Source organism: Nostoc sp. WHI (assembly GCF_015714725.1).
Lineage (GTDB): Bacteria > Cyanobacteriota > Cyanobacteriia > Cyanobacteriales > Nostocaceae > Nostoc.
Genome location: NZ_WBKM01000065.1, coordinates 1 through 11652 on the forward strand (window position 1 = coordinate 1; position 11652 = coordinate 11652).

The window sequence follows — 11652 nt, forward strand, 5'->3', positions numbered from 1 at the left end:
GATTCTCTAAATACTGCATCACCAGTATCATCGCCAACCGCCAAGGTGCTTGCGCTGGCTGACCGCGTTGCGGATAAAGTGCAGCGAAGTCTTCATCTTGATAAAAGACCCCAAGTTCATCACGCAAGCGCATATATAAATTACCTTTTGGAAATGCGGCCTTGGCTACACGTACCGTTTCATCGGGAATAGGAGGAATTTCTTCAGGATGTAAGCACATATACTGCCTCCACAGGTATTTCTTCTAGTTTATTGATTATTGAGGCAGCTAACTTAATTTTTTTCTTTCCGTGTATTACATGGGAAGGTAGAATTACCCTTCCCATGTAATACACGGTAAAATCGGCGTTTTTATGTTAAGTAATGTTTCGCCAACAGTATCCGTATCCCGGCTGTACCCCTTTACGACATTGAGACAAAATTCTTTTCATATTAAATTTTGCTTGGTGACGGCTCACTCGTACACCAATTTAGTGTAGTGCTAAAGAGATTCATTTGCACGATTCTCACCTCAGTTTGGGCTAAAATAAAACAGCGAAAAGCTACTTAATCAACTTTTATTTCAGCACTGCCTTGAGGATAATTTAACAGGGCATATAGTAACGAAGATAAAAAATTTCTACTAATAAATATTTCTTTGTCTTGCTCGTAAAGCTTCTGCTCTTTCAGGCAACGATGTAGATATGGTAAACGATAGATGGGAACATTAGGATACATATGGTGTTCCAAATGGTAATTGCCACCAAAAGTAAGTATAGTCCATATAGGAGAAGTCAAAGTTCTTGCATTGTGCAAAAAACCTTCGCTAGTTCCACTATGCTGTAGATATGGAACAAAACCACTACCCGTAAGTACAACTAAACCTGGAAGTGCAATCGAGGTTAGTCCTAACAGTGGGTTATCAATTGTAAGCTTAATATATAGAGACAACCATACGAGTGAAAATCCAATGTTTAGCCAACTGAGTAGGCTCAATGTTTGCGGTTGGAACGGAAGCTTATACAAATAAGGTAAAGGTTGAACCAATGCCATCTTGAGCGTATCCTTGAAAAATATAAGGTTAAGGGTAATACGCGCAAATAGTAACCTCATCCAAAAATTATTGAATTTACTAAAGTGAGCAACATCAGGATCTAAATTTTGATTTGTATAACGATGGTGATTCCAATGAGTAGTAGCAAAACCCATCTCTAGGTAGCCGATGATTGAAGATGAGAAAAAGCATCCGATGATTACACTCACAACTCTGTTGCGGTGTAAATTGAAGTGAATACCATCGTGACCCAAGTAGCCCATTAATAGCAGTCCATTACCTGCAAGTAAAACAAGCGGTATAATCAACAGTATCCGAAGTAAAACTGGTGCTACCAGTGACGCAACTAAATAAGCTAGATAGCCTGGTAACAAGTACATCGTACAAGCGTAAAATATAAACAACGATGTACCAACTATTGAGGGTGTATACATCTGAGCAGGTATTTTTGGTTTTTTGGTTTTATTTACCTGTATTAATTCTTGATGTATTGGTTCTATAAGTTCTGCCGAGTCCTCTTCTGATATTGTCGAATCGCAAATTATTTTATTTGTATTATCTTGCAACATATAATTTTAACATTCCTAATATTTATTAAGAAAACATACATCCGAAAATAAATCATTCAAAAACATCAGTCTAGTAAACCTACTTTAGCCATAAACTCTTTTCCCTTGCTTTCGCCATGCTGATAAGCTGCATATAGACCCTCTTCGGTGGCGCTAGTAAAATCTACACCAAGTTCCGTTAGATTCATATTTGGTCGAATAATATGAATCGGCACATTTTGATAATTATCCGGAACTATAGTAGAGCAAAATAAATCCCGATATAAATCCCCCGGTTCGGTGGACACGGCGATCACTTGGCCATAACCTAATTGAGCGAGTTCCACAGCTGGACAAGAGCAGGTATACGAAGCGTCAACATATGGCTTTTCGTTTACCCAAGCTGGTATGTCCCATGCATGTAACATTCGTGTGGAAGCATAAGCAACTTCGTTAAAGTTACCCACATTTAGTTCCAGCCCATCGTGAGAAACAGTGCTATCAAATAAGTGAGTCTCAAGATGGGTATCCACCCAACTACGATCTCTTCGCATAGCAGAAAGCAATAACTGACGTCCTAGCCGCCTGGATTTTTTTCCTTGTGTTTCATCAGCTGCTTCTGGTGTAATCACAGCGCTAGCAGCAATAATCAAGCGAGGTGCTTGAGGTAAAAATAGATGCGTTCTTAACACCGAGCCATACTTAGCAATACTTTGAAGTACTACTTCACTCATGTTGCCGTCTGACTGCTTGAGAGACTGTAGTGCTTCACACCAATACTCGACACCTACTTCACAAGCTTTGCCAATAGCAGCACAAGCGGTTGATAGGGTTGAAGATGATGCTCCTCCATAAGCATCAGCTTTCACCCCTAATACTTCAAACGCGCTTAAAACACCATGAACAAATACACCTTTAAAAGTACCTGATGCACATGCAATAGCCAGTGATTTCATAATTTTAAGCCTTCTTCATTCAGTCAAGAGTTTAGTGTTTAAGCAGTGTTCTAAGTGTCTCCTTACGCATAGGCTTACCGCTTGTAGTACGTAGAATATCTTTTGATGTTCCTTGGATAACCGCTTTGGGTAATATGCCAAAATGCTCACCAACAAAAGACAAAATTCTTTGAGTATCCAAATTCGCACTACCATACGGAATAGCCAAAATATAAAGTTGATCTTCATCAACCATGACTAAGCTATCTTTGAGTTCTTTAATTTCAGTTAGGCAGCTTTCAATATCCACTGGAAAGATATTCTCACCACTGACAATAATCATGTCTTTGCTACGACCGCAAATACGCAACTCACCATCACTGAGAAACCCAATATCACCTGTATCAAACCAGTCATTTTCTGTTGTGCTATTCCAGTAACCCTTGAAGACGCTAAGACCCCGAATTTGAACTGCTCCTATTTGTTTACCTTCCACTATGTTTTCCTTGCTATCTATGTTATGAGGATCAATCCGAACCTCTGCGCCACCTAACGGAGTTCCCAATTTAGCAATAGCACGACCAGATAAACTTATATCAAAGCTTTCTTCAATGCTCTTGAAACGCTGACCAGTAACAATTAGAGTAGCTTCTGCCAAGCCGTAACAAAAAAACAGAGCCTGCGGATCTAGACCAAATGGAACAGCAACCTCTAAGAACGAGGTGATGCTTTTTAATCTTATTGGTTCTGCTCCACAATATACTGTATGCAAACTAGAAAAAATATCTTTATGAAGATGCTTACTACGTGAAGTGGCTAAACAAGTACTCAGATAGCGAAGGGCAAAATCTGGTATTGCCATTATATTTACATGTAAGTCACTGGCTATTTTCAGAATTTCTACTGTCCGACGTAAAAATTGAGATGTACTTGCCAGCAACAAAGAATTCTGATAAACCAAGTTACTCAGCAATCCCCCTACTAAGCCCATGTCATGGCTTAAAGGTAAAAAATTAAATCCTCTAGAATTACAATCCCTTTGATCTACAGCAATAATTGCTGATAAATTAGCCATCAAATTGGCATGACTAATAGGTATAGCTTTGGGTAAACTAGTTGAACCACTACTGAATTGTACAAATGCTAAATCTTGTGGCTCAACTTCAGCTATAACTGTTGAATTCACAGAACTAGCATCTGAACGCCAAGCAATAGGTAAAATACCATCTGGTAAAGGTAAACTGTGGTATCCATAGTGAATACCGAATTTGCTACACAAATTACCTAAATATTTAACATAACTATCATTATTTATCCTGGCTGGTTTTATCGATATAGGTATTGCACCCATAGCAATAAGGGCAAGAAAGCTAACGATATGTTCTACATCTGTTTTTAGAGAAATTATGACACCTTCACCTCGACCGATTCCTAACGAGCGAAAATGTTCAATATTTCCTATTATCAACCGACCAAAGTTAGCATATGTTAAGGAAACTACTTGACTTGAATCCAGAAAATCTAAACCTGTATTTTGACTTCTGAGATTAGCAATAACTTTGTTAAAAGTATCTGTAATCATGTCATGGTATCTAATTTTTGTATTTCTTCAATATTAATAACTACAGGAACTCTGCGGTTCTTATCAAATAGACCCAAGCGTAACTTAGCATTAGCTACAAGTACTTCATCTTGGTTCGTGATGCTTTGTTGTAAATAGAAACTATAGTACTCAATTTTGTCAGCTTTGGTATGTATTTTTAGCGATGCTGTAGGGTCCCAAAATACGGGTTTGAGATAATCTATTTCTAGACGTATTACAACTCCAACTAAATGGTGGTTTCGTAAATCTATGCCGTTAGCTAAAGACCAACTCCAGCGACCAATTTCTAACAGTTCTAAGAAAACACTGTTATTGAGTTGTAGACTCCAGTCAAAGTCATTAGGACGTAAAGAGACAAGAGTAGTATCTTCACATAAAGACAAAGTATCAGCCTTCACGCACATCTCCTTTTACGTACAGCAGTACGGTCGCTGCTGCAAACACGTCAGAGTGGCTAATAGAAACATCAAAAAATATCTCTCTTTCCTTACACCAGGTTTCAAGATGGCTAGTCAAAATTATTTTCGGACGCCCATTATAAGCATGACGAATTTCAAAATTTGAAAAGGTAAAATATGGTATATCTGATAAGCCTGATATAGCTTTTATGAAGGCTTCCTTTGCACATAGTATTCCAGCAAAGGAAGCTAGAGTATCTGGCTTTTTTAGACAGTAGTCGCGCTCATATTTGGAAAAGAATGCAGAACTACTGAGCAACACATACTTTTTCTCGAGTTCCTTTATAGATTGAATGTCGTGGCCGATTAGCATTAGGGTCAGTCAGGCTTTTAAAGTAGGCGCGTTCAAGTTCTTTAACAGAATTAACTTTAATGCCAGTTGCTTCTAAAATGGCATAAAAAACACTTTTTTCTTTCTTTCGTTGAAGATTTTTGGACCGAATTTGATCGTCGGCTAAAGCTACACCACTATCTTCATCAGTCTGCACTTTTTCCCACCAATTAACAAAACCTTGACGTTCTGACTGCATCTCCCGGCGTGAACCATGAGTCTCTCCATGATCTGGACGTAACCAGGTATAAGCCATAGCTAAAACATCTTTAATCGGATAGACGCCAGCATCTACTAGTCCCCGAGCAAAAGATACAAAGTATTGTCTATGTTGTGATTCATCACGCATAATCCGATGAAATATTTGTTTAACTAACGGATTATGTGAAGTTCTAGCCATTTCACCATAGGTAGCACAGGCTTCAATCTCAACACAGGCTTGAAGCATACAAACCCGTGCATAGTTGTCGTCTGGGAAAAAGCCCCGATGATCTACTAATTCATCATGCTCGATCGCTGACAAACCAGCCATCTCTAGCAAAATACCGTAAGCCACTTCATGATGAGCTTCTTCTTCCAACCAGTAACGAGCTGACCAAGCGGCGGCGGCTTGTAAGACCATTGCACCTACAGGGTTTTCTTCTTCAAGTTTTTGAGCTAGATTAACACCTTGAACCGCTAGGCGAATACCAGCAGGTTGAGTTGTTAATTCTGCTCTAGAGGCATGCCAAAGTGCTGCGCGATCTCGCTCATCAAAATCTTGGTATGGCACATCACGAATTACGTCGTACACACTCCATCGGCGCTTTTCGTGGTAACCCTGCTGAGTACGAAGAATTGTCGTTAGTGTGTAATTTTTTTGGGTAATATCCCCTACAAGGTCAGTTAAAACTTTCATTTCGTGTAATGCTCACTTTTTCTCAATTTCTTTGAACGCTTGCCGTAGATTCATCAACTATTCCTGTTAATATCTTCTTCTCATCCACACTGGAAGTTATAGATTTCAACTGTCGCTTAATCTCTTCCATAACTTCATCGATACTGTGGTCGAGAGTAAAAGCAGGAATTTGGAGTTCATCCTCTAAACCATTCTCTGCCATTGCAAAAGCAAAAGATTCCATCATATCAATAGAATTTATGGCTGTTGGTGACTTGGCCAACACATCTGCTAAGGACAAACCATGCCCGTAAATTTCATTAGGAAATAAATTTAGCTTTGTTGCAACGCTTGTTTTGAATGCATCTATCATTGGTATTTACATTCTCCAAATGTTTTTAGAAAAAGGAACTTACGCCTCATTAAAAATATTAGAGAGCCAAAACTTAAAGTCCGCGTAGAAGAATACCTTTCATAAATGTAGCGTATGCTACTACTAGCAGCTTATTTACTTGGCTCTGAAAACATAATACCATACTACAAGTAAAAGTGCTGATCCTGTTGGTGAAACATTACTTCACTTTTTGGACAACATAATCAGTCAACCAAAAAGTTTTTTAAAAGTCAAGACAAGTGGACATTTCAGCTAAATACAGAGATATCATAAAACAACCTTAAGTTGAGGTTAAGGTAAGCGACACTAACGCTTTTTTATGTCTCTGAGGAGAGAAAAATAAGATGCTGACCTTGAATCTTTTTCAAAGCCTCACTTTATCAGCAAAACCAAAAAATCCTTGTTTGGAACCAAGCACGGAGAAACGCGGCTCGTTCTAGAGTGAATTCATAACTCTAGGTGAGTACGTCAAGGATAAAACCTTGAAAATCTCATAACTGATTCTTGGGATGATTGCGCCTTTTGCCGACACGGGCTGCTAATTTATTAGTTAACTCCAATTGATACTGATTCTTATTGTCCTCGTAAACCAGAATCGTCCTGGGGTCAGCATGACGGCTCAAATGCTGCACCTTTCGGTAGTCACCTTCCGCCAAATCCAGCGCATCAGTAATCCCCGAATGCCTGATTTTATGGGGTGTCATCCGCTTTTTGATGCCAGCACGTTCACAGGTTTTTCTCACAATGGCGTAGATGCCATCCCCGGTGAGTTGGTGTCCATAATTGTGGAAGTCCAGCGCGATAAACAAAGGATCGCTGGGTTTAATATTTGTACGACAGCCCAGCCAGTCGCTAACCGCCTCTGCAACTTCTGGGTTTAAGTCAATCCTAGTAGAATCATTGCCCTTACCCTTGCCGTAAACAGTTAAAGTCAAATCGTGGTAATCAAAATCTCCCACCATTAACTTCGCCACCTCCCCCCGCCGCAAAACATTTGCCCAAAGCAGCAGAAATAAAGCATAATCCCGCTTCCCCTTGGTGCAAGTGGTATCAATTACATCAAAAACTTTGTTGTACTCATCAACTACAACACCCCGCGTATCCCTGTACTTAGTCACAATCATTGACTCAATGCGGTCGCTATCAAAGTGATATCGGCAGTGCTTGAGGTTCCGTCCCACCTTAATTAAATACTTAAGGGCGGACAAGTAACGGTTAATAGTTGCCGCCTTCCTACCCTCTGCCACCAAATGATTTTTAAACTTGAGGATTAACCCGTTAGCCGTCTGGTCATCCAACCCCCAGAACTCCTCAACATCTTTCTGATTCGGCTCCCTTTGCAAAAAATACTCAAAAAATATCCGTATATTGCCAGCATACCCCCGTTGCGTTGTCTTAGCCTTCTGCTGCAACTCCGCCAAAAAATCATTTGACGCAAGGAGCTGACTGGCAACTTGAGTCAGAGAACTTTCAGTATATGTACTTAACTTATTCATTTTTACCGTTAATGACAATGCACCTTTTCGTTAACGTCCGTCACCTCCTCTCACAATACAACTAGAAAAACCACTTTTCTCGAAGATCATGAACACACAAACAATTTTTGACTTCATTATGGGTAGGCTTGGGTTTCGCTGGGCTGTTCTACGTGCAAAATGTAGTTGTTTGCACACTCATTATCTGCCAAATCTCCAAGGCAAACAGTCAGCGTAGTTATTATTCCAACAGGTAATAGTCAACGGTTGTACTGAAAGCCTATTAAGGTAATCGGACTCGACCACTCAAATTCAATTGCCTCACCTAGTAGTCTGCCAAGGGAATTTTGCGTGGTGGCAAGCAGAAGGGCAGAGGTGCGGAGGGGCAGGGGGGAAAGAACTTGTACAAATCTCTCCCCTGCTCCTCTGCCGACCTCCACCCAGCAATTTTGGGTTGGCGAACTACTAGAGAGCATTTAGGTGAGGCATTGATATCAATCCTGATATCAAGAGGTAGGCCCCTAATAATAAACCCCCCAGTGCAATGCCGAGGGCGCTCTGTCTACTGTCTAGTTTCTGTCTATCCTCTGTCTGCCTCTGTCTGCCTCTGTCCCCTGCTGTGTAAGCTTTCTGTCTAATCCTGTCCATTCTGTCCATCTGTCTGATTTGGGGCAATTTCGATAGTCGAGGCATCTAGCCAGACGGCCAGACTGTTCTCAACCAACTCATTAAACAGTCGCTTCAACTCCTCGGAATTGAACCGTTGACCTTTTACTTTAAAGTTGGGCTGTATCTCCTGTATGACTGCCGATGTTCTTCCGGTACGCTGGAGGTATTGCAGCAGTGATTGGGCAACGGGTGTTAGAGATGGGGTAGGGCTAGAATCCGATGAAGGCTTATCTAAATTAAATTCGAGTTGCCAGATGCGCTCGGCTGTTTCGGAGTCGGTTGAAAGTTTTGGCTCTACATGACTGGTATTGCTTTGAGCATCGCTTATCACAGATTCATCAAGCCGAAAATCAATTCGTTTGCGATCGAGCTTAGGCAGTTCAATATCAATCCATTGACCATGCCCAGGTAATTTAATCTTGCCCTGACCACTGGCTTTTGCCTCTGTCGTGATTGGGTCAATAGTTGCGATTAGTTCTACTTCTAACAGTGCCGCATCTCGAAGTTTTGATAATCCTTTGGCTTTAGCTAAAATCTCCATTGTGCGGTCGTGAGCGACGAACAAAGGAATCATTAATTGTTTGCGGGATTCGGTCATGGCACAGCGAAACCACCTGCCAACAAAATCAGGGTCGGGCTTCCATTTTTCATCCTCACAATCGTCTGGCATTGGCTCAACAATGTTATCTGTCCAAGTTGTAAATTCTTCACAGATAACTGATAGCATCTTGCCGCTATTTCTTAACCGTTCTGTCCACTGCTCCTCTGTTAATCCGCTCTTGCGGTAATCTTCATAGCGCTGGCGCATTTCATCCATGTACCATTGCATAAAGAGGGCTATTTCTTTGTAGCCGGTAATCAGCCGCACACCTCGCCATTCAACAATAGTGCCGTGCGGGTCAAGCGCTACGATGTTCCACCCAGCTTGTACTTTCTTCCAAATAATTTCTCTAGTAGTCCAGGATTTCCCAGCACCCATGCCACCAAAGATTAAAGTGGGGTAGCCAATGGTGTTTTTGATCCAGCGATATTTGTCATTGGGGGCGATTGCTTGGCTGTCTGCCCCAGTAACCTTATCGTTGGGGTCAATCGTCCCCGCTAAAGTCTGACTCCCTTGCAAGTAAGGCGTTTTCATCTCACGCAACTGCTTAATGTAATCTGCCTTCTGTTGCTCCGTCATCCCCGCCGTTTGCGCCTCAAAGATAGCCTCGGATGCCTCCATCTGCGTAACTTCTATCTCGGTGTGGGCGTAAATCTCGGCTTTGGTGATATCCACAGTGCGATCATTGGCGATTAAATCCAGGTCAGCTTGTAGTTGGACTTCTGCGATCGCAACGTCCCTGTAGCTCTCTAGCAGCTCGGAACGTGCAGCCATCTCTGCTTTTGCAGCATCCCGATGAAGGGCAATGTCTTCAAAAACTGCTCTCTGCTTCTCCTCATTTTGACAATGGCGAAGCATCCACCCAGCAAGAGCAAACCCCAGGAATCCACCAAACCCCCAAAACGGTTTGTATGGGTTAGTCGCTTTTACCAACCCATTAACCCCCATAGCTGGGTCACGCACAACTTGGCGCGGCATTCCATCACTCTTCCACTGTTGCCAATAAAATGGGGTCATCCTGAAAGGTCGTCCATTCTTGTCTGAGCAGGTCAATGTTTTCAAAGGGGTTTTAACGCAGAAGTAGATCCGATCGCTGCTGGTTCCTTGCCAAGCCATCGCAGCCGAGCTAATACCCACAGTCAAACTCAGCCCAATGGCAACAGCTTTCTTGTCCATTGGTAGGCGACCAAACCACAACATTAAACCCGATTGTTGTGACTCGGATAACTGTTTATGTTTATCGGTTAAATAATTCATTTACCTCTCCTACCACCAAATAGAAAAATCATTAATACCGCTATACCTATCGCCACACCAGCACCATTCACCCAACTGGAATAATCAGCAGTTTTGGGCTGATACATTGACTGAATTGAATTATTAGCTGTATCAGTAGAAGTTCTCGCTTCATTCCACTCACTCAGAGGGTAGGATAGCGCAGACAATAACGCTAGTGATGCACTGCAACCAGTCATTAAATTAGTAACGAAATTATTGAACCCTTCACCTGTTGCAGTGGCAGTAAAATACAGGTGTGCAGTACCTACAGCTAGGAACATTCCAACGGGGTGAACTTGCAATAAATGAAAAGTGAAAATCACTGCACTGTTTAAGCAACTGCCAGCGACAATTTCACAGGCATTACCAGCACGTCTAAATGTTCTACCTCTATTATTTTCTGGCAGTGGTGGTAACTGTTCTGGTTGTTTCTGCTGATGTTGTTGTTGTGATTTCTGTGCCAGCCCTTCATGCAAGAAAGGGCTGACGCTATGGGAATCTTCATTTCGTTTCCTTACTAGCATCAGCCAAATCCTTATTAATTAATTACTTATCTATCGCCCAATTTGTTCCACAAGTTACCCAACATTGCACCCCAACCGCGAACTGTTCCTGTTGCTGAAACACTTGATGCTGGTGCATGATTTTGGGATTGAATTGGTATCACTTCCTGGGGTGTTTGGTTTGGCTCTAATGCTCTTGATCCAAACCGCGCACGGGCTAAAAGTTGTTGTCGTTTCTCTCTCAGCCCTGTAGTAATTGCTTGCCTTTCAGCTTGCACAACTTGTCTGTTTTCTATGCCGCTAATTTTGTTTTCATGCCTCCACAATTCTGCTTGTAAATCGTGGTGTAATTGGGCTGCAACTTCGGTTAAAGCGTGTTTACGCTTTTGGTCAATCCGCAGGAGGTCTGCTCTATCTTGGGCATCTATTTTACTCATTTCCGAATCAAATTCAGAATTAAGTTTGCGAATCTTGGCGATGGCAGTAGCAACATGAGAGCCATATTGTTTACGAAGTTCTGTCCAAGTTACTTGGCCTTTGGTCAGCTTTTCCATCGCCTCAAAGACGACCTTGGCATTGTCCAGGAATGGCTCTAATCTATCAGATAGTTCCTGGGCATTATTGGCATAATCCGCAAACTGTTCGAGCTTATTTATATCGGAGAGATAACCCAATATATCTGCCTCAAATCCTCCCCAGCCAAGCGCTTTCTCATCAATATGGCTTGCATGACCCATTGCCGGATTGCGTATTGCAAAGTCCATTATTTCATCTCCCTAGTGCTGATATTTAAGTTGATTAATCAGAGCCTCCGCAAGTCCAAGATGCTCATCTATTCCTACCGATTCTCGGATGCCTGGGGTAATGCTAGAAGCGTGAGCCATCGCTTGGGCTGTTGAGTTAATCCCGTGCGCTGCTGTCTCGGCTACTATGAGATTTTTCACCAC

General features: G+C 41.8%; 11 protein-coding genes and 1 pseudogene. All 12 read right to left on the reverse strand.

Features of this window, described 5'->3' with window-relative positions; all coding sequences use genetic code 11:
* Positions 1 to 220, reverse strand: a pseudogene (locus F8S12_RS06700) (IS5/IS1182 family transposase); the annotation flags it as partial.
* A gap of 326 nt (positions 221 to 546) precedes the next feature.
* Complete coding sequence (locus F8S12_RS06705; RefSeq protein WP_196515549.1) at positions 547 to 1602, reverse strand: fatty acid desaturase family protein; 1056 nt, start codon at positions 1600 to 1602, stop codon at positions 547 to 549.
* A 65-nt stretch (positions 1603 to 1667) separates the two neighbouring features.
* On the reverse strand, positions 1668 to 2450 hold the full coding sequence (locus F8S12_RS06710; RefSeq protein WP_331001360.1) for a hypothetical protein: 783 nt from the start codon (positions 2448 to 2450) through the stop codon (positions 1668 to 1670).
* Positions 2451 to 2568: 118 nt separating this feature from the next.
* Entirely contained in the window at positions 2569 to 4098 is a 1530-nt protein-coding gene (locus F8S12_RS06715) for an AMP-binding protein (protein ID WP_196515551.1), read from the reverse strand.
* Positions 4095 to 4517 carry an acyl-CoA thioesterase gene (locus F8S12_RS06720; protein WP_196515552.1) on the reverse strand — a complete coding sequence of 141 codons (423 nt, stop codon included), beginning with the start codon at positions 4515 to 4517 and terminating at the stop codon, positions 4095 to 4097. The genes F8S12_RS06715 and F8S12_RS06720 overlap by 4 nt, the downstream gene beginning before the upstream one ends.
* On the reverse strand, positions 4507 to 4839 hold the full coding sequence (locus F8S12_RS06725; protein ID WP_331001361.1) for a holo-ACP synthase: 333 nt from the start codon (positions 4837 to 4839) through the stop codon (positions 4507 to 4509). Before F8S12_RS06725 ends, F8S12_RS06720 begins: the two co-directional genes overlap by 11 nt.
* A complete protein-coding gene (locus F8S12_RS06730; protein ID WP_196515554.1) occupies positions 4826 to 5806 on the reverse strand; it encodes a ferritin-like domain-containing protein in 981 nt (326 codons plus the stop codon). Before F8S12_RS06730 ends, F8S12_RS06725 begins: the two co-directional genes overlap by 14 nt.
* Positions 5807 to 5828: 22 nt before the next feature.
* Positions 5829 to 6158, reverse strand: coding sequence for a hypothetical protein (locus F8S12_RS06735; RefSeq protein WP_196515555.1), 330 nt, complete (start codon positions 6156 to 6158; stop codon positions 5829 to 5831).
* A gap of 512 nt (positions 6159 to 6670) precedes the next feature.
* Positions 6671 to 7675: a tyrosine-type recombinase/integrase gene (locus F8S12_RS06740; RefSeq protein WP_196515556.1), complete on the reverse strand. Its 1005-nt coding sequence runs from the start codon at positions 7673 to 7675 to the stop codon at positions 6671 to 6673.
* Between the two features lie 613 nt (positions 7676 to 8288).
* Positions 8289 to 10181, reverse strand: coding sequence for a hypothetical protein (locus F8S12_RS06745; RefSeq protein ID WP_196515557.1), 1893 nt, complete (start codon positions 10179 to 10181; stop codon positions 8289 to 8291).
* Positions 10178 to 10726 (reverse strand): hypothetical protein, encoded by a 549-nt coding sequence (locus F8S12_RS06750; protein ID WP_196515558.1) that lies wholly within the window; start codon positions 10724 to 10726, stop codon positions 10178 to 10180. The genes F8S12_RS06745 and F8S12_RS06750 overlap by 4 nt, the downstream gene beginning before the upstream one ends.
* A gap of 26 nt (positions 10727 to 10752) precedes the next feature.
* Positions 10753 to 11469 (reverse strand): hypothetical protein, encoded by a 717-nt coding sequence (locus F8S12_RS06755; RefSeq protein WP_196515559.1) that lies wholly within the window; start codon positions 11467 to 11469, stop codon positions 10753 to 10755.
* Positions 11470 to 11652 lie beyond the last annotated feature (183 nt).